This is a genomic window from Paenibacillus sp. FSL H7-0323 (assembly GCF_038002725.1).
Classification (GTDB): domain Bacteria; phylum Bacillota; class Bacilli; order Paenibacillales; family Paenibacillaceae; genus Paenibacillus_AQ; species Paenibacillus_AQ odorifer.
On record NZ_JBBODB010000001.1, the window covers coordinates 3693960 to 3719559 of the forward strand.

The following is a 25600-nucleotide window of genomic DNA, read 5'->3' on the forward strand; positions in this document are numbered from 1 at the left end:
GCGGAGAATGGAATCATGTTTGTGGTAACCTTCTAGCTACCTACCCGATCTAATATTTAAGTAACGTTACGAACATCCTAAGACTTCTAGTCAAGAAAGCAGGTAAATCTTTGCATATAGATCCTATTGTCGTCAAAGCCAAAGCTGGGGACCCTGAAGCATTCGTGCAGTTGATGCAGGAGATAGAGTTACCTTTATACAGAACTGCAAGGTCCATCGTCAACAAAGAAGAAGATTGTGCAGATGCCCTGCAGGAGACGATGCTTAAAGCCTTTAAGAACATCCATACACTCAGAGAGCCCGCTTTTTTCAAAACGTGGATCTTCCGGATTCTGATTAATGAATGCAATAAAATGCTCAAAAACAACTCAAGAGCCCTCCCTTATGGAGAGCTTCCCGAAGTTCCTTCCACTTCCAAGGATTATGAGAAAATCGAATTATGGGATGCCGTTCAACATCTTGAGGAGAACCTCCGGATTGTCATTCACCTTCATTACCTACAGGACATGCCGATCCGTCAAATTTCCGACATTCTCGAAATTTCTACGGTTGCTGTGAAGACCCGGCTGCATCGCGCCCGCAAAAAGCTAAAGTATTCATCTCAATTCAATCAAGAAATGGAGTTGCGACATGGTAAATACTAAGTTAGAAGAACAATTAAAGAACTGCCAAAGCCTACTTCCCGCTCAGTTATCGGATATTGCCCGCTCCAAGCTGAATGAGACTTACCAAATCATCAGGGAAACCGATAATTCCATTTCCCCCGTTCAGAGAAAGATGGATGCATCTAGAACTTTTAATAAGTGGTTGATTTCCACTGCAGCCGCTGCAATTCTTGGAGTTACAGTCCTTGCTTCCGGCTTTGTATCGCCCGCAATGGCTGGTGCACTCAAGCAAATTCCGGTTTTGGGACAAATCTATTCATTATGGGGCGAAAAAAACTTAGATCCCGGTGTTCAACAAGCCGGGGATTTCATCACAAACGTAAACCAAAGCGTGACCCATAGCGAGGTGACCATGAATATCCCAACGTTGTTATTTGACGGAACCCGAATTCTTATGAACCTAACCACTCCTGGAAACCGTTTGGCTTCGGAGCCCAATTCGCCGCCTTCAGATGCCAATAAAGGCGCGGTGGATAAGTTTGAGGTTCTCTATAAAGGTCAACCTCTGCTCTGGAGTTACGAACACATGGATGGTGAGACTGCTTCCAGCATAATGGTTCAGGTTTTGAACACTTATTATGATCCGAGCACAACAACACAGACTGTCCAGTTCCCTGATCAGTTTGACTTGACTGTAAATGTAACGTTAAAGGGTTACGATGTCCCGTTCGAATTCGTTCTGCCTGTTACCAAATCAACGCCTGTTACCGCACTAACTTCAGAGGAGACCAAGCATCACGATAACATTAACTTGCAGATCAGTAAGGTAGAAATCACCCCAATCACAACGCAGGTATCCATTGAGTACAAAACCAAACCGGGCCAGAGCGTAGAAGAAATGCTCGCTTCTATCCCTTCGAAATATAAGGGTGCTAACGGGGGCGTCATCGCTCTTCAATTTGACATTGTGGATGAACGTGGCGTTCAACTGAAGCCCATCGGTGCTCACCCCTTAAGCGAATCTTATAATGTTCGTTTTGAACCCTTCAAGACTATACCGAATACCGTAACCATCAAACCGTACTTAGTCGTTTCCGAAGGTCAAGCCCCAGCTGGGACTACAGGACTGTGGGAAGACAACAATATGGTCAAGGAATATATCCCTGAGCTGGAGACTGTACTTTCGGTCCAATAGTTCATTTGTAAAAGGGTATGCAAAACTACAAAAGACGAAGCCATAATAGGCTTCGTCTTTATATTTAGATGGCTTCAGGTAGGTTCAATCCAATAAGGTTATTTTGATGAAGCCAGCTTCGATAATTTGTCGGCAATATCTTCAGCTTGTAACAAGGAGGAGTATGAATCTGCTGCAAAATATTTTTCCATATCAATCTCAATCATTCGATTGTTTTTGACCGCATCCAACATCTTCCATGTTGCTGGCAACTTAGGCGGTTCTTTGTCCTTTACGGTAAGGACAATAACGTAGTCACTGAAGCTAGAATAAAAAGTGGACAGTAGTTAACAGACTGGCGATAATGAGTCCACGGAGGTGTGTTCACATGGGAGAACATCGACAACGGTATAACGAAGAATTTAAAAACAGACAGTGCAGTTCATTCAAGAGCAAACAAAGACAGTGGGCGACTTGGCGGAAGAGCTTAACATCCCAAAAAGTACCCTGCATCAATGGAGTATATGTTGCTGTTTACTCTGTCTACGTATCACATGTTGGCGAATATCCACCAGTTGAACCGTACATTCCACCGTTTCAGCTACTCCAGCTCTTATCTACGGGATTTATACCGTACATTCTACCGTCCCAGCTATTCATGCAAAATAATTATGAAGTACGCTCGCAACTCCAGTTTTCGTTGCCCTATATAATAAATTCGGCCTCTTGAATGAGAGTCCATTCCCATAGATAACCTACGCAAATTATCTATATCGGCAAGATTTAGGGCCATCCTTTTACAGGATGGCCCTCTCATTGATTAAGTTGCAATTTTGCTAACCTTAATACTCTCCTTTAATTACAAAAAACGAACCCCGAATTGTTCCGGCTAGCTTGGACTTCTGCCTAGCAAACTTAAACTTCTCTTCTAGCTCCTTTGGGATCTCCATCCCCTCAGAAAGCTTAAAACCAACAGCCCGCTTCTTAGGGTCATCCACCGTATACATAACGTTCACCGCAAGACCATCCTCATAAAAGACATAAGCGAATTTAATATCTTCCACTTGAAAACGCGATGTTTCTAAAGGTTTGGCCGCAAACTCAATATCGCGTTCTTCTTTTAAAATTCGGTTCACATAATCAAGGGTCTCCTGACTTTCGCTGGCTCGTACAACCGTAAACTCATGTTTGTATTTGTTCATAAAGTAACGGGCCTCATTAGCACGCAGACCAGCAAGTGCATCTACTACAGGTGAAGATTCTAACCCAACCGTAGACACATTTTTAAAATCAACGATATAGGACATTTTCATCTCTCCTTTTCTCTCATTATTACCAAAAAAACTTATCGTTACTTAGGATACGGTTCGCGTATTGTCTGTAACGGCAAGTTTCTGTGTTAACTGCTGTGCTCTTTTTCTATTAAAGTGACCATCTCACGCTTCCACTTTTCTCGCTCCTCTGGCGGGATCGGCTCCCCTTTGTCATACAGAAATCTAATCATATAGAACCCATCCTTCGTAAGCAGGCTGGTAACAAGTTCATGCTCTAATACATTATTGTTCATCAACTGTGTCTCTACTATAGAGCTATTAACAGTCTGATGCAGTACTTGAGCAGTCAACAAGGTTTCTTGGGAGATATAATCCGCTGTATGCTTCTCTACAGAAGATGCCTCTATCTTATCAAAATAATTAATCGTGAACGTATGCGAAGGTTCGTACCGATGGTATTCTCCTAACGGGTAATATCCGATAAATTGACTGTTACTGTAGATATGGAAGGTTGCAGGTACATAGCTATCAAGCTGAAAATACGGGATGAATCGCGCAATGCCTGAATTGATCTCTTCTCCAGGAGGAATGACCGCATCCACACCACTAAGGAAATCACCCTTCTTATCTACAAAAATCGTGCTATAAGGGCTGTACCTCGTAATCCAAATTGAACCATTCTCCTTCACAGCCTCAACGTAATAACTGATAATTTGATTTCTTTTTTCCTCACGTTCATCGGCGGGGTTGATACAGGTATGAATGTGCTTCCGAGTGTATGTAAAGACTGCTTTAGTGGCATTCATTGACAGCAATTCAAATTCGAGAATTTCAGATTTTATATTATAGATTTGAAATGTCATCATTAATTGAAAGTGATTTAAAAAGGACATTCCCCTTTTATCTGGATGAAATCTTTTGCTCAAACCTTCTTCATCCTTATCCATATAAGCCTGCTCCAAGCCTTCAACCAAGGCCTGTAGCTCCTCTTTTGTGATGCCTTTATTTTTTTTAAAGAAAAACATGTCTTCTCTCCCCTCATCATCAATCTACTTCCAATTACTTGCTCCTATTTATTATACGGGCATACCTGTGTACTTTTCTAGTTATGAAGAAACCATCCCTGACAAAGGAACGGTTTCTTTGAGTTGGTATACCTTTCGGTCATCCCTACATTTTAAAATGTTTACGAACTAACCTAAATTGTTCTTCTACGCTCATGTTTGGTGTTCTTTCTATGGTTTTGATGCCCAGCTTAGTGCATTCTCTCTTCCGGGATAAACGGTAATATAAATTCAGGCATTATTCCAAAATCTATTAGGATTGGTTGGTCATCAGGTAACTTCAGCAAGTCAATAATAAGAATTCCATCATCTCTTTGACCACTTGAAATAACCATTGGCTAGAGATCGTCCTCTAATGTTTGAAAACCTAATTCCTCTACAAACTTCTTGGTTTAATTGTTCTTTCAAATAATTATTATTTATCTTCATCCAACACACCCCATTTATATTTCAAAAAGCTTACTCTGACACGTTGGTTGTGAGGGGTTGGCAGATTCTTATCTTTCTAGATAAAAAAAGCCTTCCCCACCCAAAAGGGTGAAGAAAGCTTAAATGTGTATCCCCAAAATATGGGCAGCTATATTAGGTTTTCGTACCCGAGGATGTCTTAGTCAATTGCTCCTCCAGCCACCTTATCGCCTCAGACTCTCCAGAGAAGGCGCCTCCGGGGCAGCCGTAGGTTCTTTTAGTGGACAACGCTGTAACTGGCTTGTAGACAGCAAGCAACTTTGCATTCTGCATTACGACCGCGATGCCTGAACAATATTGGGCGATTTCCCGCTTGTTCATCTTGCACCAGTTCATATACAGCTGTGTGACCGCACGCTCTGGACGTGTGTTTTTCTCAGCAGAATGCACCATCAGCAGGCCGAAGGCAGATCGGCGCGCGAGCAGTTCTTCCCAATATGCGATATATTCTTCTACTGTCTCCTGATCAAACGCCTCCCCCAAACTAAGGCTTATGATCGGCCAAGCGGATTCATCCTTTGTTATAGCCATACGTTTCCCTCCTAAAATGTGCCGAGCATTGCCTAAGATGTGATGCGGAATCCAACGGCTTGCTGTTGCAGCTTCCAGAGCCGGTCGTACAGTCCGCCGCGCAACAGTAAGGCTTCATGTCGTCCCTGCTCGACCAGCCGACCGTCTTCCAGTACGATAATGTTGTCCGCACCGCGTATGGTTTTCAACCGGTGGGCGATAACAATGACGGTTCTGCCCGTAATCAACGCATCAATTCCTTTCTGGATTTCGGCCTCATTCTGCGGGTCAAGCGATGCAGTAGCTTCATCCAACAGCACAATTGGAGCGTTCTTGAGAATCGCACGGGCAATGGAAATTCGCTGCTTCTCCCCTCCGGACAGCGTACTGCCGCCTTCGCCTACCGGCGTGTCATAACCAAGCGGTAATTTCATGATGAAATCATGGCAGTGAGCCATTTGCGCTGCCTGCTGAATATCCCGCTGCGACGCCCCCGGCCGCCCAAAAGCAATGTTGTTCCCGATGGTATCTTGGAATAGATACACATCCTGAAACACCACCGATACAGATCCTAGCAGATGTTCTGGATCAATATCCTTGATGTTGCGCCCACCTAGCAGAACGCTCCCTTCTTCAGGATCATAGAAACGTGAGATCAGGCGCAGCACTGTACTCTTGCCGCTGCCTGACGGGCCCACAATTGCAGTCAGTGAACCTTGCGGCATTTCCAGACTTAAATTTTTGAGAACAGGCTCTCCTCCATAGCTAAAGGTTACATTGTCAAACCGAATGGTGCTGCTTTTAGGAAGAGGACTCGTATTACCTGTCATTACCGGCTGGCGTAGCAGGTCTACTATACGTTCACCCGCTTGTTCGTTGTAGCGGAATTCGGCATAATTGGCTAGCGCCGTGGTCAATGGATCATAAATACGTGTGCCGACAATAAGGAATACTGCCAACTGCAAAATACCGAGCTCCCCCCCTAATAATAGATGAACACCTACGTATACCATTAAGGTCAGTCCCGCACGAAGAAGAGCCATAGCGGTTAGAATAACCGGACCGAACATCCCTTCCAGCTTCACACTTTCCTTCATCAAAGTTTTAAAAGAGTTATCCAGACGGACAAATCGTTCTCCCGTCAGGTTATAGGCCTTCATTACCCGTATACCGTTCAAGTATTCTTGCAAGCGGTTCGCAGCGTTCAGCTTGGCCTTCATATGATCCGCTCCGAGTCTCCGCCGCAGCTTGCCCGATATATACATGATCAGAAGAGCAACCGGCAGCGCTACGAACATGGAAATCGCCATCCGCCAGTCCAAAAACAGTAAACCAGCAAGTGCAAATATCGGCAGGACAAAAGCCCCCGCAAGCTGTGGCAGCAGATGTGATATGCCCGTCTCAACGAGCGTGAAATCGCCCATCATCATATTGGCTAAATCACCTGGGTCCCGGCGAGTCAGGTAACCCAGCGGAAGCTTCCGCAGATGTTCTGCTAATTCCGCACGTCCCTGTGCAGCAACATTGTATGCCCCGCGGTAAGCGGTGCGATAGGCGGGAATCTCACTCAGGAACATCAGCACCATGACGGCGACAAGCCCTGCGCAGATCCACCAAAGGCGTTCTGTCTGAAGTTCTGCGCCTACAGTAATATAAGGAGCAAAAATCAACCGCACCGCCTCAATTACAAGCGCGAACGGAAGCACACTAACTAGATTAGCCAACAAGGAAAAAAGCACAGGCTTCAGCAACTGCTGCGGTTTACCGGCAGTAATATTATGCAATACCTTCATAGCTGATCCCCTCCTTTTTCCATATGCCAATCTCCGGCGTCAGTGTAGGCATGCCACATTTTTGCGTAAAGCCCGTCCGCCTCAATCAAACCTGCGTGCTCTCCACGTTCCACGATTTCTCCATCCCGCAGCACCAGAATTTGTGCAGCTTCACGTATAGAGGAGAGTCGGTGAGCAATGACAATAACCGTCTTGCCGCGCATAAGCTCCGTAAGTGCTAACTGCATATGAAACTCATTTTCCGGGTCGGCAAAAGCAGTCGCTTCGTCGAGCACGAGCACTGGTGCATTTTTGAGAATAGCCCGAGCTACTGCAATGCGCTGCTCCTCACCACCCGAGAGATAGACACCGCCTTCACCAATTAACGTATCGTATCCCTGCGGCAGCCGAGTAATGAACTCGTCGCATTGTGCCGCTCTGGCTGCAGCCTGGACTTCCTCCAAAGTCGCTCCCGGTTTGCCGACAGCAATATTCTCATACAAAGTGTCATAGAATAGGAAGGTTTCTTGAAATACAAAAGCAACTGTATTCATTAATTCATGGATCGCCATATGGCGAATATCGACTCCACCGATGCGGATTGCACCCACTTGCGGGTCCCAGAACCGCGGCACCAAGCTGGCCACCGTCGATTTTCCCGAACCTGACGGGCCTACCAGTGCTGTAACCTTCCCTTGTTCCGCACGGAATGAGACTTCGCTGAGCGCCGCTGCAGTCCCTGCATCTTCACTGTAGGAGAAGGTTACATCGACAAATTCAACGTCAAAAGTATGCGGAGATAGCGGTTCTGCTATTTCCGGTACAGGCTGCTGTGCCAAGAGACGGTCCATCCGCTCCACGCCTTCGCCAATATCCCGAGTGCTTGAAGCCAGCAGAAGTAGCTTGTAGAGCGGAGATGAAACACCGGGTGCCATAATCAGAAAGAACAACAGCACAAGCGCAAAGGACATGGAATCCGGCCGACCGCTTAGCATGAAGACGCCCACCGGCAAAATAAAGGTAAATGGTGACGCCAGCAATGTTTTGAATAAGATATAACCTGTTTGATAACGGTCCGTATACTCCAGACAATAATCGCGGTAGCTGGTCATATCACTGTAGAACTTTCTGAAAGAATGCACCGTCTGCCCGAACACCTTAACCGCGGGCATCCCCCGTACATACTGCACCGCCGAAGTATTGATCTGCTCCAACGAATCATGATACTGCTTCACACTGGCCTTGCCTCTGCTGCTCATCATAAGCGCTGACTGCACACCTAATCCTATAATTATCGGCAGCAGGCAAGCTACCGCCAACGGCGGACTAAACCAAAACATCGCCACGATCATCAGCACTGTAGAAGCCAGCACGCTGACTAAATCGGGAAGCTGATGCGCTACGAAATTTTCCACCTTGTCGACATTCTGCTCTAGCGTCTTCTTGACCACGCCTGTTGAAGTCCCGTTCAGGAAACCGAGCGGCAATCTGCCCAAATGCTCGGTCATTCGCACACGCAAATTATATTGAATACGAAAAGCCGCAATATGCGAGCACATAATACCACAATACGAAGTCACCAGCCCTCCGATTAACCCTCCAAGTGCAATCCACCCCCAGCGGATCATATACGCACCGTCGACCTGTCCAGGCGATGAAGCATGGCGCAGCAGCTCTGCCAAAATGAAATAAACAGACAAAAACGGAATCAACATTAATACGGCGCTGACAGATGACAATATTCCGGACAAGAGCAGCAAACCTCGCTTCTCTCCGGCGATCTCCAGCAGCCTTGGCATGCCGGTTTTGGTTTTACTCACAGCCGTTCCCCCACTCTTGGTAATTACGCGCAAAAAAAGTGCACTGAGAATGATTCTCTGTGCACTAGTGTATAGGAACGTTGTTCACGATTGCTACCGTTTAAGGGATTATAATTAACCAAATCAGGAGCATCTGTGCAGGATACGGACTTACAACTTAATACCGAAGAGGCGCTGCCTGCCGCTGATCAGATATTCTCCTGGACGCACACCGAACTTTTTGCGGAAGGCTGCCGAGAAATGACTCACATTACCGTATCCAACTCTGGAGGCTGCTTCACTTACAGTCATACTCCCTTGTTCCAGCAGCTGCTGCGCTCTCTGCATCCGTTGTTCGATAACGTAGGCATGCACGGTATAACCAAACATTTCCTTAAAGCCCTTTTTCAGCTTGAACTCATTGAGGCATATAATGCGAGAAAGGCCTGCAAGCGTCGGCGGGTGCAAATAATCACGCTGTAAAATCTCCTTAGCGAGCCGCAGGCTCTCCATATCCTCTCTGGACAGCTTGACCGAGCGTGGAATCCGGTCTGCTTCATATAAAGATTCATTGAGATAGACCGCCATAAGCTCCAGCATTTTGCCCTCCAGATAAAGTTCACGCATGCCATGGCTATAGGAACAATCCGCAATCTGCGATAGAATGAAGCGGATGGATGGTGTGATGTTATTTTTTCCAAAAAACAAACCCGCACCAGCTCCGATGCGAAGCCGTGTATCCTCAGTCAGACCACTGGTCATCCGCTCAAATTGTGCAGGGCTCATATCTATGCTGATGAATCGGTACCCCGCTCCACTCAGGTATGTGCAGTTTTCACTTCTTACTCCGCCATGAAACAGCGCAATTTCTCCTGTATCTATAACAAAATAGTCCGATTTCAGCGAGGTCCCCCACTCAATGCCATGCCCCATGCAGAATGCCAGCTCTGTACGCGGAGTGCTAAAATTGCCCTTCGCTTCGATATCCCGATTAAAACAGAGATTAAAATCTGTCATCTGGATATACCCATGGCTAAGCAGGCTGCGGCAACTGCCTTCCCCTATTTCGACTGGAGGTTTAATCTCAAAATGAGCCCCATCAAAACGATAATTATAATCCACCCCTTCACATGTAAGCGTCTTATGGGCATCAATCGTTTCTGCTTCTTTCAGTCCATTGCTTCGCTCCATGCACATCCCTGCTTCCTCTTACTTTGGGTTAATTATATATGCAATGAGAATGATTATCAATTAAACATTACGATTTCCTCTTCGTTCAGACTGAGCAGTTGGGCAAATACACTGGATTATAATCAAAAAAACCTTTCCCACCCCGAAGGGTGAAAAAGGCTTATATGTCTCACTTCCGAAGCCGTATCTAGCCTTCATAGCTACTCTCGTTTCTTCCCAACTGCCCCAAGATAGATAACAAACTCTTCATCGCCGTCTAATTCTAAAATCTCATCTATCAACTTTTGATCATAGATTCCAATTGCGCAAGCACCTGCACCGATGGATTCGCTGGCTAAATAAAGGTTCTGGCAGACATGTCCAACATCGATGAGGATTTTTTTGTGAGCAGAAATATCATACTTCCATTCGGAGCGGTAGGGTGTGGTACTCCAGGCAAACAATACAGAAGCCTTTTTGGCAAAGTTAGGGACAAAGGGCTGATCCAAAGTAATAGCATCAATCTTTTGTTCAAGTTGATCTAATTCAAACATAAATAAGAGCTTATGTTCCACAGGCAGGTATCTGTAGATCCCTTGCCCAATACCCTCTACACGCATAATCATTAAATAGGTTTCAAAGGTGTGCGTCGCCCCACTGCAGGGTACAGTCCGCAGCGTAAGTCCGTTCTTATTCATGCCGCTAATCCCTTGGGTAGCCCATAATAAATAGGATAACTCCTCCAGACTAACAGTATCCTCAGAATAGAACCGTGTACTTCTTCTTTGATCTATACAATCAAAAATATTATCTTTACTCACAACGTCTTTGCTGACCTTGGGCAAATCAATAATTAGTGAATCTGAATCAAATGGCTTAACAATTGGCGGTTGTGCAATTCCCTTGATCTTATCTGTTTTGATATGTTTGAATTCATGAAAATTGGATTTCAGAAAATTTCTTTGTTGTTCATATCTGGTCATAACAGATCCTCCTGAACTACCTTAATAGCTCTAATTTATCATGCCATAAAAATCATACGGTGATCTAACTCACTCTTCAGTTATTTTGGTGAGTAAACAAAAAACCTCCCTTTGCCCCGAAGGGCAAAAGAAGGCTTAAACGCGTCACTTCCGAAGACATGGCCAGCTATATTTTCAGCTCCCCAAGCTTGATCAGCTCGACAACCGCTTGTGAACGGCCTTTAACGTTTAGTTTTTGCATTACATTGGAAATGTGGTTTCGAACTGTTTTTTCGCTGATAAATAATAAGCCAGCGATATCACGAGTCGTTTTGTCCTGCACGAGAAGCTCAAAAACTTCGCGCTCACGATGAGTCAACAGAAATTTGCTGTGGTGTTCGTTCCCCTTCAATGGTGTCACCCCTCCTTGCCCTGGGTTTGTTTGGTATAACAAGGTAAAGGGATACAGTCAAAACATATTATGTAGTGTTGATGTTAATGGTGCTGTCACAATTATAAAATGGGCTTAGTTCATTCAAATGCAAAATCCTGAAATTTTCATGAATAAGAACATCTTTTTTCAGGGCAAACTACGGTTTGTTGTTCCTTATTAAAGGAGGTGTATGTATGAGCCATTCAAAAAACAATCAACCTACCAAAGCAGAAGTACAAACAACGAAATTAAACAAATTACCACTCGTAGGTAAATTCGAACCCGAATTTTCTGCAGAGGAAGCTGCAGAAGTGTTCGAAAACCAACCCTCTGCAGATCATGAATCCCATAATGAACGATAAAAAGCGGATGACGCCTTGATCTTATTCTTAAGCAGATCAAACCTTCAAAGAATGGAACTGTCACTTTAACAGCTTAATTAACTATAAATGAGACGGTTCCCTTCATTTAAACATCGTAAACGACTTAGAACAGCGATTCGCCATTAATGGGAATCGCTGCTTTATGTTGTAGGCTGTTGGCTGCCCGCTCCAATAGTGTATTCACCAGCCCCAACTGAGGCTTTCGGACCCAGATGGCGTTATTAACAAATTTATCGCCTTTTGAGCGAAGTTTCGGACTCCAGTGACGCTATTCCTTAGAAACAGGCTCATATAGGGTACTTTTCAAACCAATAGCGACTATGCGGTCCGATAGCGGCTCAAATATCGAATAATGCTGCATGTAGTGTCATCTGAGTCCTTTAGTTACTGCGTATGCGCAAAAGTTTGCTGGGGCGGTTACTGCTGCGTCGCGCAATGGTTCGCCGGGTCGACTGCCCGCTCCAATAGTGTATTCATCAGCCCCTACTGAGGCTTTCGGACCCAGATGGCGTTATTAACAAATTTATCGCCTTTTGAGCGAAGTCTCGGACTCCAGTGACGCTATTCCTTAGAAACAGGCTCATATTCGGTACTTTTCAAGCCAATAGAGACTATGCGGTCCGATAGCGGCTCAAATATCGAATAATGCTGCATTTAGTGTCATCTGGGTCCTTTAGTTACTGCTTATGCGCAAAAGTTTGCTGGCACGGTTACTATTCTGCTTTTTCAATTGTAATCGGATACATTACTACAAAACACACTCCCGACCCTGGGAGTTTTTTTGTCGTGCCATTATTACAATGAGATACATCACATTTTTATATTGACAGTAATTGTATACGGACTTATGATAAGTCCAGCATAATTGATAACGATTATCATTTAGAAATAAAAAAAGGGGTGTTTTTTTAATGAAATTTACTTATGCTGTGCCTGCAAGTCTACTTGCGGCCTCCATACTGTTCACTGGATGTGCCAATAACAACAATTCTACAAATACTGTTGCCAACAGCACTACAGCCACCAACGCACCGACGACTGATGCGGCTACCAACACACCGGAGACTGCCACCGCTGACTTCACGTCAGCTATAGATCAATATCGCACATACGTCATCCAGCAATGTGATGAATTTGTAAAGCAAACAGAGAGTTTCACCAACGCTATAAAAGAGGACAAGATTGATGAGGCTAAGGCGCTCTACGCTCCTGCCCGCATGTACTACGAACGGATTGAGCCTATTGCAGAAGCACTTGGTGACTTGGACCCAAATATCGATGCCCGGGAAAATGATGTAGATGCGGCAGAATGGCGCGGTTTCCACAAGCTTGAGAAAGCACTCTGGCAGGACAATACAACTAAAGACATGACAGAAGTTGCTGACCAATTGCTGAAGGATGCACAACTGCTGCGTGCGAAAGTTGAGACCGTTGAGATCGACGCGAATCTGCTCGTAACTGGTGCTGTTGAGCTTTTAAACGAGGTCTCCTCCTCCAAAGTAACCGGAGAGGAAGAACGTTACTCGCACACAGACCTGTATGATTTCGTCGCAAACGTTGAGGGTGCGCAAAAGATATACGAGCTGTTAAAACCAGAACTAGCTAAAAAAGATGCCGATCTTGAAAAAACCATTGGTGAACGATTCGCTGCCTTGCAAGCTGAGCTTGCCCCTTTCAAATCCGGAGATGGATATGTTTCCTATGAAGAGCTGAAAGAAGATGAAGTACGTAAACTGAGTCAGAATTTGGACGCCTTGGCTGAGCCATTGTCCAATATGGGAACTATTCTAGGAGTGTGACCCTCATGAATAAACATAACAAGTTCACTGGAGTACCAGGTAATCCTGAAAGTCCCCCTCTTAATGATCAATCGAAGAATGAGCCTATATTTGGTAAAAAATTAAGCCGCCGCGATATGCTGCGGCTTACTGGCGCCACTGGCCTTGGTCTTTTGTTAGGGGGCGGAGGTGTCGGTGGAATTATGGCTGCGCGTAATGCTGTAGCTGAGCCAACGAAGACCGCAGAAGGTGATTCCAGTTCCATTCCTTTTTATGGGAGCCATCAGGCGGGGATTTTGACACCTGCACAGAACTTTATTTATTTTGCTGCCTTTGATTTCACCACAACCAAACTGGCCGATGTGAAAAAAATAATGCAAGCATGGACCACTGCCGCTGCCGCTCTTACTACTGGCGAGCTTATTGGTGACGTAAATGACAACCCCAATCTTCCACCCTCAGACACCGGGGAAGCGGACGGGCTAAACCCTGCACGGTGTACGCTGACCTTTGGTGTTGGTCCTTCCTTTTTTGATGAAAGATTCGGCTTAGCTTCGAAACGCCCAGCCCTATTGGCCGATCTTCCGGCATTTGCGGGTGACAATCTTGATCCGAAATGGTGTGGCGGGGATATTTGCGTGCAAGCCTGTGCGGATGATCTGCAGGTCGCATTCCATGCGATCCGTAATCTGGCGCGTATCGCCCGGGGGACTGCTGTACTGCGCTGGACACAGGAAGGTTTTCAACGCACTGGAGCAGCGGATCCCAAGGGGGCTACGCCACGCAATCTTTTGGGTTTCAAAGACGGCACGGGCAATCCCGATACAACCGATAACGCTGAAATGAACAAAGTGGTCTGGAACAGCAGCAGTGACGGTCCTTCTTGGATGAGCGGCGGCACTTATATGGCGGTACGCCGGGTACGTCTGCGTATTGAAGTCTGGGATCGGTCTTCGCTAAGTGATCAGGAGGCTACCTTCGGGCGTTATCGTCACACCGGAGCTCCACTCGGAGCTAAGGATGAATTTGATGATCTGGATCTTTCAGCAGCGGACGCTTCCGGGAAACCTGTCATTCCAGTGAATTCACATTCCGCATTGGCGCATGGTGACGGTACAGTCAAAATGCTGCGCCGCTCCTATTCTTTTTCCAGCGGTTTGGACGTCACCACGGGCCAGCTTGATGCAGGTTTGTTATTCATTAGCTTTCAACGTGATTTAATGAAACAATTCGTTGCCATTCAGCAGCGCCTCTCTAAGACTGATCTTTTGAACGAATATATGACTCACACCGGCAGCGCTGTATTTGCCTGCTTCCCCGGTGTCCGCAGTGGCGGCTTTATCGGGGAAACACTACTAAGCTAAATTTATGGCTGTCCATTATTGAAGGGGGATTATCCCGATGTTATCTCTTACGCATCCTAACCGGCAAATGCCAAAGGTTGCCTTGCTGATTCTGTTTGGCTTTTTGTGTATGCTTTTGCTCTCCAGCCCCGCGGGGGCGGAGGGCGATGGCACGGTCGACGAGCTCCTGCCGCCGGTCGGCAGCGCACTCGTCGAAGCCGGCCAGAGCCGCTGGGACGCGGCCGCGGCCGATGTAGAAGTGTTCGCTGCGCTGTGGCGCACCGCGAACACAGGCACGCCGGACCCGGCACTCGCCATCCGGCTGCTGCCGTTGACGCCGCGCTTGCAGACGCGGCGAAAGCCCTTGCGGCGGGCGGCGGCGAGCCCGCCAAAACCGCACTGTCCACGCTCGCGAGAAGCGTGGACGCGTACGTCACCGCCGCCTCCGGCACGGTCGGCGGTGACACCGGAGCCGCCGGACGCGAGACGGCGGCGAAGCTTTTGCCCGCGGCGGAACGCACGCGGGATGCGGCGCGCAGCGCCGACTGGAGCGCGGCAGCGGCAGCGTACCGCGACATCGTCAGCGGATGGAAGCCGGCGGAGCGCAACATCCGGGCGGACGATTCCACCGTCTACAGCCTGCTGGAGACGCGAATAAGCCTGCTGCGGATTGCGCTGCAGGCTGAACCGCTTCGCGAGGCATCGGCGAAATCGGAAGCAGAAGCTCTGTATCAACTGCTGGCTGATTACAGTGAAGGCAAAACCATTGACGCTGGGGATACTTTCAGTGAACCAGCTTCTATAGAGGGATTAATCAGTTACCTGAACAAAGCATCCTCCGCTGCCAAAGACAATAACAGCACAGAAGCGGCTAACATCATGGAGCAATTCATCGTAGCCTGGCCTTCTGCCGAAGGGCAAGTCCAGATCGCCTCACCAACAGTCTACAACAATATCGAAAATGAGAGTGCGGCTGTCACAGGTTACCTGCTCTCAAATCCGCCTAAACTGGATCAAGCTTTAACCATCATGAACAATATGCTTAGCGAACTAACGCCTTTGGCTGGTGAAACCACTTATAATGCTTGGGATGCCGCTTTGATTCTCTTGCGCGAAGGGCTTGAGGCTATTCTCGTCTTGTCAGCTCTTCTTGCTTACCTGAAACGTGATGGGAACGCCAAAGCGCAAAAATGGATCTGGTCCGGTGCAGCTGTCGGCCTCATCGCAAGTATCGGATTGGCTGTTTTGCTCACTTATACCATTTCTCGGGCAGCTTCCGGGGGAGCACGGGAGATGATTGAAGGAATTACTGGTCTTGTCGCAGTAGTTATGATGCTCACAATCGGACGCTGGTTACATAGCAAATCAAACACTGCAAATTGGAACAACTACGTGGGTAGGCAAGTTGATGGCGCGCTGGCCAAAGGAAACCTTTGGTCACTGTCCTCCGTTGCAGCGCTTGCTATTTTACGTGAAGGTGCAGAAACTACAATTTTTTATGTGGGCATGGCTCCATCCATCAAGCTGTCTCAATTACTGCTTGGGATTGGATGTGCTCTGATTATTCTTGGGATTGTAGGTTATGCAATTATTGCCTTGAGTGCAAAATTACCGATTGCCGCCTTCTTCCGTACAGCTACAATTCTGATTTATTACCTAGTATTCCGCTTTCTTGGGGAGAGCATTCACTCGCTTCAGGTTGCCGGCAAACTTCCTGCACATGTACAAGAGGGCTTGCCTTCAATTAACTGGCTTGGCATGTATCCCACTTGGGAAACCTTGCTTCCACAGCTGCTTGTCTTGTTGTTTATTGTGTGGGAGCTGTTTCGGAACAGATCGCCAAAGGCTTCACGAACAGCTTAGTTTTAATACAATAGATACACCGGTCCGTCACGCCCTTGTGGTTACGCCGGTTTAGTCCGGTAATCTCTTGCATTTACAGTCTAATTTATGAAATGGATTCCATAGCAAGCTTTTTATTTGGGAGGTAATTTGCGGACAATATGATAAAATAAAATGACTATACACAAGCACAAAAGGGAGGCTGTTGTACTCTAATGGCTAATATTAAAGAAATTGCCCGTATGGCTGGTGTTTCTGTGACAACAGTCTCGCGTGTGCTCAATAATCACCCTTATGTAAGTGAAGTCAAACGAACCGCAGTCCTAAAAACTATTGAAAAATTAAACTACACGCGTAATATGAACGCCGTGCATCTGATCACTGGGCGGACTCAAGCTATAGCTGTTATTATTCCGTATACCAACTTATTTTATTTCTCAGTCATTATTGCAGGCTTGGCTCAAGAAGCACTGCTGGCTCAATACCGGCTCGTTCTCTGCCAAACCGATTATCGTACGGAAGAAGAAATTAAGGTGCTTGAGATGCTGCGGAACAAAGAAATTGACGGTGTAGTTATGGTCTCTTCAACAATGAGCTCAGAAGCTATTGAAGAATATACAGCTTATGGTCCTATTGTGGTGTGTCAGGATAGGGGAGAACGCCAATTTTCTTCTGTATATATTGAGCATTATTCTGCTTTTCGCAGTGGCCTTCAATATTTGAATGATAAAGGTTACCGCCATATTGGCTACTGTGAAGGAAGACCACACGGCAGCAGCAGCTCTATCCGCCAAATTGCCTTTAGAGACTTTCTAGAAGCTACAGATCAGCCTTACAATGATGAATGGATGATCTATAACTGTCTGACCGAAGAGGACGGTGCCCGCGTACTTCACCAACTGCTGCAGATGAAGAATCGTCCTGATGCCCTGATTATTTCAGCAGGCGATCATATAGCGGCTGGTTTAATCATCGAAGCTTGGAAAAAGGGTATCCGCATTCCTGAAGATTTGGCCGTCATTGGATTTGATGATCAGCCTATCGGCCGAACGTTAGGTCTGACCACAGTAGATAATCAGTTAACTGAAATGGGCATATCCGCTTTTCGGATTATCTATGATCAGATCCAGCGAAATGATGGACAACCCGTCCACCGCAAGCTTGAGTATCGTATTATAGAACGCAATACAGTATAGTATCCCTTTCATCTTATATCTCCGTAATTACATCATTTAACGGTCCACTTTGCAGCCTTCTGCGAGTAGGCCGTTTTTTATTTTTGCATATTCCTCTCTAGTATTCATTTTTATCCCTTGCTTCCGAATGGAATTTGTTTTATCCTAAGTATGAAAATAATTTTCTGAATTCAGTTAATAATTATAAAAATAATTTCGATACCCCTTGAAACGAGGTGGATGAATGGATGTCCCCAATACTGCATGCACTCGAGCATGAGAAGGCCAAGCTCTCTCAAATGGAACGAAAGCTGGCTGAACGAATTCTCTCCTCACCAGGCGAAATCGTTCATATGGGCATTACAGAATTAGCAGAACAATGCGGAATAAGCCCGGCAACGATCACACGTTTCTGTAAGGTGCTTCATTTTAAAGGCTTTCCGGATTTCAAGGTGAAGCTGGCAGCAGAAATTGCTCATAGTGATGCCGCGCCGCAGGATGGTGGCTCTTCTTATCAAGATATTGTAGCCGGCAACCCACTCTCCGTGATTGTGGAAGCGATGCAGACGAACCATCTGACCTCCATCCGGGATACTACCTCACTGTTAGATCTGGAGCGATTGCAGGCAGCAGTTCATTTATTGTGCCAAGCACGCCGCGTTGATCTATACGGGATGGCGACCTCTTCCATTGTCGCTCAGGATTTCTATCAGAAGCTGATCCGCATAGGCGTAAATTGTACTGCTTTTGCTGATTCCCATATGCAGATTACCTCTGCTTCATCACTCTCCGAAGGTGATGTCGTGTTCGCAGTATCCTATTCGGGAGAGACTCCCGAGACCATTGATGCCTTGATGTGTGCGAAGGCTAGCGGAGCAAGCACTATCGCGCTAACCTCTTATGGCAGCAGCACCTTGGCTACTCTGGCGGATATCCCCCTATTCTCCTCATCTTTGGAGAAAGGCATGCGCCGGGGAGACATGGCCTCACGCATAGCTCAGCTTCACATCATTGATATTTTGTTCACTGGAATGGTCAGCACCCGTTTTGGGGATTTTATTCCTAGACTGGAGCAATCTTATCTCAATGTCCAACAATACCGAAACAAACGAGGAGGACAATCCTAATGAATATTCTAAAGTTCCATAGTGATGAAGATTTCGTACAAACAGGTGCGAATCTTATTGCCAGCCTGCTGCAAAGCAATCCTAAAGCCGTGCTCGGTCTTGCGACCGGAAGCTCCCCAGTTGGGGTTTATGCCAAATTGGTTGAAATGCACCAAAAAGGACTTGTGAGTTTCTCTAAAGCAACTTCCTTTAATCTGGATGAGTATATCGGCTTGCCTGTCGACCATCCACAGAGCTATCGCAGTTTCATGAACGAGCAATTATTTAACCATATAGATATTGATCCAGGACAGACACATATCCCTAACGGAAACGCAGCGGATATGGAAGCAGAATGCCTTGCATACGATAAAATGCTGGAAGAAAACGGACCCGTTGACTTGCAGATTCTCGGTATTGGCAGCAACGGCCACATTGGATTCAACGAACCCGATGCTAACCTCAGCAGCAAAACCCATGTCGTCGACCTGCTTGAAGATACCCGGGAAGCAAATGCTAGATTCTTTGACAGTTTGGATGAGGTCCCTCGGCAAGCGATCACAATGGGCATTGGAGGCATCCTAAAAGCACGCCAAATCCTCTTATTAGTTCGTGGTGCCGGCAAAGCTGAAGCCATCCGCAATGCTGTTGAAGGCCCGATTACAACCCAATGCCCTGCATCTTTGCTGCAGAGCCATCCAAATGTAATCGTTCTCGTAGATGAAGGAGCAGGCAAATGGCTGAAATAAATAAAGAACTAGAACAGTTGCTGTTCGGTAAGGTACTGACTCCCCAAGGTTTAATTGAGCACGGTGTGATTGCCGTATCTGGAGAGCAGATCCACTATGCTGGAGATGCGGCTTGGCTTCCAGAGCGTTACGCGCATTGGCCTGCCAGTGGTCAAGCAACGGATCTTCTGATCCCCGGATTTGTAGATGTACATGTTCATGGTGGAGCTGGCCACGACTTTATGTACAGTGATACTGAATCGCTGAATGCCATCACTAAGTTCCATAGTTCCCAAGGAACAACAACAATGCTGGCTACAACCATGACCGCTTCCAAGTCTGCTATTGACCAAGTATTCTCCGAAGTCAGCGCTTATCGCGCTGCTGAAATGCCTTACACACAAATCGCAGGCATGCATTTGGAAGGACCCTTCATCAGCCCGAAATGGTCCGGCGCACAAAATCCAGAGCATATTGTTCCTGCCAATATTGAGTGGCTAGCACAATGGGAGAACGATTATCCAGGAATGATCCGGCAAGTCACGCTTGCTCCGGAACGTGAAGGTGCCCTCGAAGCTATTCTCTGGCTGCGCAAGCACGGTATAACTGCAGCGCTCGGGCATACGGATGCCTCCTTTGAAGAGGTTATTGCCGCAGCAGATGCTGGACTTAACCAAGCCGTGCATATGTTCAATGCGATGACACCCCTACATCACCGTAAGCCTGGAGCGGCTGGAGCTATTTTGTTCGATAAGCGCATTCGCGCAGAGATTATAGCCGACGGGATTCATGTTCATCCCGCAGCCATTTCTATATTGACCCGTCTCAAGAAAGAGAACAATTTATTACTGATTACTGATGCCATGTCTGCAACTGGACTTAGTGATGGTGAATATACAATCGGTGATTTACCTGTACTCGTTCAAGATGGCATCGCTACCCTTAAAGATAATCCCGCTGCTCTAGCTGGAAGCACACTAACGATGATTCGCGGCTTCCGTTATCTGATCCAAGAGGTAGGACTCACCTTGGAAGAGGCCTCCCGCGCTGCAAGCCTTACGCCAGCGGCGTCCATTGGAATGGAACGAAGCATTGGCTCCTTGGAGGCTGGAAAACGCGGCGATATCCTACGCCTTGATGCTGAATTTAATATTCGCGGCGTATGGATCGGCGGACGTCCAATCACCACTTAATAAAATTAGCTCCAAACAAAAAAGCAACAATTCTCTCCAGATGGTGAGATTGTTGCTTTTTTATTTAGATCACAAAAATCATTAATAATTACGAGTTGGGAAAATTCGTTCAACCATGGTGCGGAATTCATCCACAAATCCTTTTATCGGATGACCGGCACGAGCCTCTTCAGCATAAACATTGGCGCGTTCCACGAAGTCAGGATTTGCTGATACGTATACATCCTTAATTCTCGCATCATGTTTTTTAACTTCCGCAGCAATTTTATCTTTAATTGCTTTGGTAACTGTTTCTGTTTCTCTTGTATTTATGGTGTTATTTGTGTTACTCGTGCTATTGGTGTTGTACATATGCGTCGAATTACTTCTGTAATTCGTATCATGGGTACTAGGAGTGGTACTGCGCATGCCCATTCCAGTTCCCATACCTTTTCCCATCCCCATATCTACATCATGTTTCGAGCCATTGCTGTTCAGAAGAGGACCATTATTATAAGTATGGTTTCTTGTCGTACCTGTTCCCATAGTACCTGTACCTGTTCCTGTTCCCAACATATCCGCTCCCAAATTACCCATGCCATTGATTCCATTTCTGGTTGCCGGTCCAGTACTTGTTGTACCAGGAACTGTATTTACAGTACCTTTTAAGGCTCCGTTCATACCATTGGTTACGGCTCCAGTATCATTCATTCCATCACGGCCAATTTTCACTCTTCCTGTACCAGACATTACGCCAGTCGGTCCGTAATTGTGAGGAGTGGTTGAGGATTTTGCCCGATACGATGGAGTCCCTTTGGCACGCAGGCCAGCAGTTGCATCATTTAAAGTTACTGCTACATACGCGCTTTTTCCTGCAAGCATTACATTCGCTGAGCGGACTTCAGGCATTGCAGCAATCCGGTCTGCAAGCTCCTGACTAACTTCCATCTTAGTGATGTTATGCGTGCCACCGCGTACGGAATTCACACCAATACGCCCATCATTTACTCCCCGGACACTATTGGTTTGCACATTCGATTTTTCTGCCGTATTGGTTCCACACCCTGTAATACTCACCAAGCCGAGAAGCAATGCAGCTGAGACTGACATACTGATCTTGGATCGCAACATGAATTCATCCTCCATCTCTAATGTTGTATGTGTGCAGTGTACGATCGTTAGGATGACCTTCTGAAGAACAAGCTATCCTGAAAGGATTTGGAACTATGCCGCTTTGACCGTCACCCGCGAGTGCAGATCGGCGTATCTTATAAACAGTAAGCCATATCTCAACAAGTCGGTATTACTCCGCAAAAGTCAGGAGGCTTGTGCATGAAAGTTCTATTTACGTTTTATGTACCGAGTGGCGGGGTGGAGACATTAAATAAGCTGCGATGTGAAAGTCTCCAGCGAAGTGGGATCGAATGCCATGTTTTATATCTAATGCCGGGTTCAGGCCAGAATACGACCAATTTTCCGGTATTTGTCTCATCTTCAGATGAAGAAATTAAAAATTTGCTGGAGACCCATAATTACGATGCCATTATTGTTACATCTGATTATTTATTACTGAAACGTCTGCGTGAACTTGGTTACCGCGGTATTATGATATACGAATCTCAAGGCCTTGGAAAACGCAGTCATGCGGAAACTCTGATCAGAGATGCCGTCCCTTATTTACGTTCTTATTGTAATGCGGTACTAATCCCGCCAACCGATCATTTATTGGAGCTGTTTATTGAAATCTGTCCCTGGCTGCATCGTTATGTAATTCCGAATATTGTTGATGTCCAGTCCTTTCAGCATATCCCTGCTGAACCTCCCGCTAATCCGGTTATCGCTTGGGTAGGCCGGCTAGAGAGCAATAAAAATTGGCGGGAATATTTGAGAATCGCCCATGAAATTCGCCTTTATAAACCAGATATTCATTTGTGGATGTTCCATGATCCTAATTTAGCCGCAGAGGATCAGAAACAATCCTTTCAGGAGGAGCTACGCGCCCTAGGACTGAATGATCGTCTAAGTACTTTTACCAATATTCCTAATCATGTAATGCCCATTTATTATTCCTCGATCGCTAATTCGGGTGGATTCCTGTTAGCTACCTCCATTACAGAAGGATTTGGATATGCTGTTGCCGAAGCGATTTGCTGCACTTGTCCAGTACTTAGTACAGATTCCGATGGTGTCAGATCCTTTATTGTTCATAATGTCACGGGTAAATTTTACCCGCTTGGCAATATTCCAACTGCCGTCAACGAAGGACTGGAGCTTATGAACAATATTCCTCTGCGAGAGGGTCTCCGCCAGCAAGGAAGAGGATATATGGTCTCACGCTTCGGAACCGAGAAGTATGCGCAATCTTTTCGTGAAATGATGAATTCCTATGCCATCTTCTAACCGATATCATGCAAAAAAACCTTCAAGCCACTTCTTACGTGGTATTGAAGGTTTTTTATATTTTAAGGACATATTATTAAGAGTTCCTCGCTACGATCTCAAACAGTGCATTCTGAAACAATTGTGTGCTTTTTTCCCAAGTGAAATGCTGTGAATCCTGCTCCCCCTTACGAGCCAGCCGCTGGCGTAAATCCGGGTCTTTAATTAAGGTTATGATATCATCCGCGAGCCGATTCTCAAACCGGTAGGACATTAAGCAGTTATGGCCATGCCTGCCATATTCCATATTTCCACCGGAGTAAACAGTAACGAGCGCTGCTCCACAACGCATAGCCTCGATGCCTGGTAGCGATCCCGTATCATACGTACTTGAGCTTACAAAAATATCGCTCTCACTATAATGGTAACAAAGCTCAGTATCATTTGCAGGAGTCCTTATATGATATCGTTCGTCCGCTAATAAAGTTTGCAGGGTAGTCGACTCAGCAAATTCACCAGGAGGAATGATCAAATAAAGTTCAACTTCTGGATGAAGTCTTCTGACCCGATTTAACTGTTCAAGCAAATAGTCTTGTTCACGATGGCCTGAGAATCCACCCTCTGGCTTTCGCATAACCGCGGAAACTACAAGCTTATTTTCAGGTTCACGAATGTTCAAATTTCTAAAAACAGGATTCACACCAATGGGCACGATTGTCCCCTTAATCCCATGATTCATCTGGACGATTTCTTGCTGCCAACGGGATAGTACAAGCAGATTGCTGGTTAAACTATAGGATGCAAAAGAGCGGCTATTGTCAGGTAAAAAAGTGGGCTCGTAGCAAAGCGCTAAACGAATATGAATCCCTTTCCCCTCATTACTTGCGTGCTGCGATACCTCGACTGTGGTATAAAAGTTGGAGACAATCACGTCCCCCACTGGAAAATCGCTGGCCGACAAATCACCATCTGCCGCATAACGCAATTCACAATTTATCTCGTATTCAACGACACCATCGCTGGGCAAGAGGATCGTAATTTCATGACCGATCTCTGACAGACGATTAGCCAGTTCTGCCAGCATCCGTTGTGCTCCGCCCCTAGATAGAGTTAGAACAGGAAATATTAATTTCATTCCCCTCTCTCCTTTAGCAGCAGATGCGATAGAACCCCATGATGGTTTGCTTGTACCTGTTCTATCTCTCTTTTCTGCGCCTCACTATAAATCACTGAGCCCATCTCTTGATGCACTCGATAATCAAGCTGCGGATACTCAATATAAGACCAGCTAAAATGCGGTAAAATACGCAGCCATAAATCATAGTCTTGAGTATATAACAACATTTCATCGAACGTTCCTACAGCACGAAATATATCCATATGAAGAAGAACTGTACTCCCATTCACCGGACAACCCAACATCATAGTCTCAATAAAATGGGCTCTGCTGCTAAAAAGCATACTTACCGTATCTGAGATCCGTTCTCCCTGCTCATTTATATAATAATAGGCTGTATAGTTAAACAAAGTACCCGTACTTTTGAGCTTTTCTATTTGGTTTTTGATTTTATCCGGGTGAAATTGATCATCTGCACTGAGCCAGGCAAAATACGTTCCGGTAGCCACTTCTATCCCTTTGTTCAAAGCAGAAGCCGTCCCTCCATTACTCTTTTGTATATAAATGATTCTGTCACGGAAGGGGGCCAACTTCTCCAGCCATAGGGTAGAACCGTCATCGACTACAATAAGTTCTATATTCGGATAGCTTTGATCCAAGACACTTTGGATGGCGAGATCCACATACGAACAGTTATAAAATGGGATGATCACCGATACTTTAGGTTCTTCACTCATACGCGCTCACCTCCTTCACCCGGAGCTCAACTTTTATACTGTTTTACAAGCAAGCAGGGCATCTACTGGTGCATGGCCCTCCCCGAATGCTTCACGAAACGATGGGTTTTGGGCATGATGGAAACCTTTAAGTACCGTTACCTCATACCCAAGTGCAATAAAATCCTCCGGCTCCCATCCGCTCCGATGCTTTTGAAAATACTCTCCCTGCAAATGATAATGATCCATACCCTCCTGTGGAAAAAAGCCCCGAGGGGTAAATACAACTACTCGGTTATTGGCGATTCTTTCGGCCATCCCGAGCAGAGTCTTCGCTTCATTTTTATTAAAGTGCTCTATTGAATCAATAAAGGTAACCGCTGAAAATGTTTTGGGGAGGAATAATTTATCCATATGACTGGCATCTGCATGTACCGGAATAATATGAGGTGACTTATATTGACGATGCAGCAGGTACGGCCTGTGAATTTCTAATCCAAGCACTACTGCGGCTTCATATCGTTCAAGTAGGGTACCGGTGCCGCTGCCGATATCCAGAATACTCTGGCAGAATTTCAACTGTTCCAGTAAGACTGGCAGAAAGTCATTCACTTCAATTTCCCGGTACAT

General features: G+C 46.0%; 24 protein-coding genes. 11 read left to right on the plus strand and 13 right to left on the minus strand.

Annotated features, from left to right (window positions below; translation table 11 throughout):
- Window positions 1–110: 110 nt before the first annotated feature.
- Window positions 111–644 (plus strand): RNA polymerase sigma factor, encoded by a 534-nt coding sequence (locus tag MHH89_RS16785; protein WP_076310374.1) that lies wholly within the window; start codon window positions 111–113, stop codon window positions 642–644.
- Window positions 631–1800, plus strand: coding sequence for a DUF4179 domain-containing protein (locus tag MHH89_RS16790; protein ID WP_076310375.1), 1170 nt, complete (start codon window positions 631–633; stop codon window positions 1798–1800). The genes MHH89_RS16785 and MHH89_RS16790 overlap by 14 nt, the downstream gene beginning before the upstream one ends.
- 98 nt (window positions 1801–1898) lie before the next feature.
- Here the strand turns inward: MHH89_RS16790 and MHH89_RS16795 are convergent, their stop codons facing one another.
- The 9 genes from MHH89_RS16795 to MHH89_RS16835 form a co-directional block, all read right to left on the minus strand.
- Window positions 1899–2051 (minus strand): hypothetical protein, encoded by a 153-nt coding sequence (locus MHH89_RS16795; protein WP_175619009.1) that lies wholly within the window; start codon window positions 2049–2051, stop codon window positions 1899–1901.
- Window positions 2052–2621: 570 nt separating this feature from the next.
- Complete coding sequence (locus MHH89_RS16800; protein WP_076219519.1) at window positions 2622–3086, minus strand: phage tail protein; 465 nt, start codon at window positions 3084–3086, stop codon at window positions 2622–2624.
- A 92-nt stretch (window positions 3087–3178) separates the two neighbouring features.
- Window positions 3179–4078, minus strand: coding sequence for a hypothetical protein (locus MHH89_RS16805; protein WP_076309186.1), 900 nt, complete (start codon window positions 4076–4078; stop codon window positions 3179–3181).
- Window positions 4079–4699: 621 nt separating this feature from the next.
- The gene (locus MHH89_RS16810) at window positions 4700–5116 is read right to left on the minus strand and encodes a hypothetical protein (protein ID WP_081390604.1); all 417 of its coding nucleotides are present in this window, start codon (window positions 5114–5116) and stop codon (window positions 4700–4702) included.
- Window positions 5117–5148: 32 nt separating this feature from the next.
- Window positions 5149–6888: an ABC transporter ATP-binding protein gene (locus tag MHH89_RS16815; RefSeq protein WP_076219521.1), complete on the minus strand. Its 1740-nt coding sequence runs from the start codon at window positions 6886–6888 to the stop codon at window positions 5149–5151.
- Window positions 6885–8666, minus strand: a complete 1782-nt coding sequence (locus MHH89_RS16820) for an ABC transporter ATP-binding protein (RefSeq protein ID WP_076310390.1) — start codon at window positions 8664–8666, stop codon at window positions 6885–6887. The genes MHH89_RS16815 and MHH89_RS16820 overlap by 4 nt, the downstream gene beginning before the upstream one ends.
- A 171-nt stretch (window positions 8667–8837) precedes the next feature.
- Window positions 8838–9857, minus strand: a complete 1020-nt coding sequence (locus MHH89_RS16825) for a helix-turn-helix transcriptional regulator (protein WP_179086330.1) — start codon at window positions 9855–9857, stop codon at window positions 8838–8840.
- Window positions 9858–10057: 200 nt separating this feature from the next.
- Complete coding sequence (locus MHH89_RS16830; RefSeq protein WP_076130854.1) at window positions 10058–10819, minus strand: SagB/ThcOx family dehydrogenase; 762 nt, start codon at window positions 10817–10819, stop codon at window positions 10058–10060.
- A gap of 166 nt (window positions 10820–10985) precedes the next feature.
- The gene (locus MHH89_RS16835) at window positions 10986–11210 is read right to left on the minus strand and encodes a helix-turn-helix domain-containing protein (protein ID WP_019908812.1); all 225 of its coding nucleotides are present in this window, start codon (window positions 11208–11210) and stop codon (window positions 10986–10988) included.
- A gap of 215 nt (window positions 11211–11425) precedes the next feature.
- Here MHH89_RS16835 and MHH89_RS16840 point away from each other — a divergent pair, with 215 nt between their 5' ends.
- From MHH89_RS16840 to nagA, 8 genes are all read left to right on the plus strand, one after another.
- Entirely contained in the window at window positions 11426–11593 is a 168-nt protein-coding gene (locus MHH89_RS16840; protein WP_169744806.1) for a hypothetical protein, read from the plus strand.
- A 932-nt stretch (window positions 11594–12525) separates the two neighbouring features.
- The gene (efeO, locus tag MHH89_RS16845) at window positions 12526–13413 is read left to right on the plus strand and encodes an iron uptake system protein EfeO (protein ID WP_076310376.1); all 888 of its coding nucleotides are present in this window, start codon (window positions 12526–12528) and stop codon (window positions 13411–13413) included.
- Window positions 13414–13418: 5 nt separating this feature from the next.
- A complete protein-coding gene (gene efeB / locus MHH89_RS16850) occupies window positions 13419–14756 on the plus strand; it encodes an iron uptake transporter deferrochelatase/peroxidase subunit (RefSeq protein ID WP_076281922.1) in 1338 nt (445 codons plus the stop codon).
- Window positions 14757–15008: 252 nt separating this feature from the next.
- The gene (locus MHH89_RS16855; protein ID WP_341087659.1) at window positions 15009–16598 is read left to right on the plus strand and encodes an FTR1 family iron permease; all 1590 of its coding nucleotides are present in this window, start codon (window positions 15009–15011) and stop codon (window positions 16596–16598) included.
- Window positions 16599–16792: 194 nt separating this feature from the next.
- Window positions 16793–17773, plus strand: a complete 981-nt coding sequence (locus tag MHH89_RS16860) for a LacI family DNA-binding transcriptional regulator (RefSeq protein ID WP_340394570.1) — start codon at window positions 16793–16795, stop codon at window positions 17771–17773.
- A 227-nt stretch (window positions 17774–18000) separates the two neighbouring features.
- Window positions 18001–18879 (plus strand): MurR/RpiR family transcriptional regulator, encoded by an 879-nt coding sequence (locus tag MHH89_RS16865; protein ID WP_076219325.1) that lies wholly within the window; start codon window positions 18001–18003, stop codon window positions 18877–18879.
- Window positions 18879–19607 carry a glucosamine-6-phosphate deaminase gene (nagB, locus tag MHH89_RS16870; RefSeq protein WP_076130421.1) on the plus strand — a complete coding sequence of 243 codons (729 nt, stop codon included), beginning with the start codon at window positions 18879–18881 and terminating at the stop codon, window positions 19605–19607. The genes MHH89_RS16865 and nagB overlap by 1 nt, the downstream gene beginning before the upstream one ends.
- On the plus strand, window positions 19595–20779 hold the full coding sequence (gene nagA, locus MHH89_RS16875; RefSeq protein ID WP_076130422.1) for an N-acetylglucosamine-6-phosphate deacetylase: 1185 nt from the start codon (window positions 19595–19597) through the stop codon (window positions 20777–20779). The genes nagB and nagA overlap by 13 nt, the downstream gene beginning before the upstream one ends.
- Window positions 20780–20860: 81 nt before the next feature.
- Here nagA and MHH89_RS16880 read toward each other — a convergent pair whose 3' ends face one another.
- Window positions 20861–21889, minus strand: a complete 1029-nt coding sequence (locus MHH89_RS16880; protein ID WP_341087662.1) for a YhcN/YlaJ family sporulation lipoprotein — start codon at window positions 21887–21889, stop codon at window positions 20861–20863.
- A gap of 201 nt (window positions 21890–22090) precedes the next feature.
- Here MHH89_RS16880 and MHH89_RS16885 point away from each other — a divergent pair, with 201 nt between their 5' ends.
- Window positions 22091–23158: a glycosyltransferase family 4 protein gene (locus tag MHH89_RS16885; RefSeq protein WP_076195135.1), complete on the plus strand. Its 1068-nt coding sequence runs from the start codon at window positions 22091–22093 to the stop codon at window positions 23156–23158.
- Window positions 23159–23234: 76 nt separating this feature from the next.
- Here the strand turns inward: MHH89_RS16885 and MHH89_RS16890 are convergent, their stop codons facing one another.
- From MHH89_RS16890 to MHH89_RS16900, 3 genes are read right to left on the minus strand one after another with little or no spacing between them, the layout of a single operon-like run.
- Window positions 23235–24272, minus strand: coding sequence for a glycosyltransferase family 4 protein (locus MHH89_RS16890; RefSeq protein WP_076281924.1), 1038 nt, complete (start codon window positions 24270–24272; stop codon window positions 23235–23237).
- Window positions 24269–24991: a glycosyltransferase family 2 protein gene (locus tag MHH89_RS16895; RefSeq protein WP_076141520.1), complete on the minus strand. Its 723-nt coding sequence runs from the start codon at window positions 24989–24991 to the stop codon at window positions 24269–24271. Before MHH89_RS16895 ends, MHH89_RS16890 begins: the two co-directional genes overlap by 4 nt.
- A 33-nt stretch (window positions 24992–25024) precedes the next feature.
- Window positions 25025–25600, minus strand: coding sequence for a class I SAM-dependent methyltransferase (locus MHH89_RS16900; protein WP_076141519.1), 576 nt, complete (start codon window positions 25598–25600; stop codon window positions 25025–25027).

What these genes read in the sequence shown, in the direction of transcription:
- MHH89_RS16790 (WP_076310375.1), top strand. Translation starts at nt 631, where the DNA reads ATGGTAAATACTAAGTTAGAAGAACAATTAAAGAACTGCCAAAGCCTA.
- MHH89_RS16800 (WP_076219519.1), bottom strand. Translation starts at nt 3,086, where the DNA reads ATGTCCTATATCGTTGATTTTAAAAATGTGTCTACGGTTGGGTTAGAA.
- MHH89_RS16805 (WP_076309186.1), bottom strand. Translation starts at nt 4,078, where the DNA reads ATGTTTTTCTTTAAAAAAAATAAAGGCATCACAAAAGAGGAGCTACAG.
- MHH89_RS16810 (WP_081390604.1), bottom strand. Translation starts at nt 5,116, where the DNA reads ATGGCTATAACAAAGGATGAATCCGCTTGGCCGATCATAAGCCTTAGT.
- MHH89_RS16815 (WP_076219521.1), bottom strand. Translation starts at nt 6,888, where the DNA reads ATGAAGGTATTGCATAATATTACTGCCGGTAAACCGCAGCAGTTGCTG.
- MHH89_RS16820 (WP_076310390.1), bottom strand. Translation starts at nt 8,666, where the DNA reads ATGCCAAGGCTGCTGGAGATCGCCGGAGAGAAGCGAGGTTTGCTGCTC.
- MHH89_RS16825 (WP_179086330.1), bottom strand. Translation starts at nt 9,857, where the DNA reads ATGGAGCGAAGCAATGGACTGAAAGAAGCAGAAACGATTGATGCCCAT.
- MHH89_RS16830 (WP_076130854.1), bottom strand. Translation starts at nt 10,819, where the DNA reads ATGACCAGATATGAACAACAAAGAAATTTTCTGAAATCCAATTTTCAT.
- MHH89_RS16840 (WP_169744806.1), top strand. Translation starts at nt 11,426, where the DNA reads ATGAGCCATTCAAAAAACAATCAACCTACCAAAGCAGAAGTACAAACA.
- efeO (WP_076310376.1), top strand. Translation starts at nt 12,526, where the DNA reads ATGAAATTTACTTATGCTGTGCCTGCAAGTCTACTTGCGGCCTCCATA.
- efeB (WP_076281922.1), top strand. Translation starts at nt 13,419, where the DNA reads ATGAATAAACATAACAAGTTCACTGGAGTACCAGGTAATCCTGAAAGT.
- MHH89_RS16860 (WP_340394570.1), top strand. Translation starts at nt 16,793, where the DNA reads ATGGCTAATATTAAAGAAATTGCCCGTATGGCTGGTGTTTCTGTGACA.
- MHH89_RS16865 (WP_076219325.1), top strand. Translation starts at nt 18,001, where the DNA reads ATGTCCCCAATACTGCATGCACTCGAGCATGAGAAGGCCAAGCTCTCT.
- nagB (WP_076130421.1), top strand. Translation starts at nt 18,879, where the DNA reads ATGAATATTCTAAAGTTCCATAGTGATGAAGATTTCGTACAAACAGGT.
- nagA (WP_076130422.1), top strand. Translation starts at nt 19,595, where the DNA reads ATGGCTGAAATAAATAAAGAACTAGAACAGTTGCTGTTCGGTAAGGTA.
- MHH89_RS16880 (WP_341087662.1), bottom strand. Translation starts at nt 21,889, where the DNA reads ATGTTGCGATCCAAGATCAGTATGTCAGTCTCAGCTGCATTGCTTCTC.
- MHH89_RS16885 (WP_076195135.1), top strand. Translation starts at nt 22,091, where the DNA reads ATGAAAGTTCTATTTACGTTTTATGTACCGAGTGGCGGGGTGGAGACA.
- MHH89_RS16890 (WP_076281924.1), bottom strand. Translation starts at nt 24,272, where the DNA reads ATGAAATTAATATTTCCTGTTCTAACTCTATCTAGGGGCGGAGCACAA.
- MHH89_RS16895 (WP_076141520.1), bottom strand. Translation starts at nt 24,991, where the DNA reads ATGAGTGAAGAACCTAAAGTATCGGTGATCATCCCATTTTATAACTGT.
- MHH89_RS16900 (WP_076141519.1), bottom strand. Translation starts at nt 25,600, where the DNA reads ATGTACCGGGAAATTGAAGTGAATGACTTTCTGCCAGTCTTACTGGAA.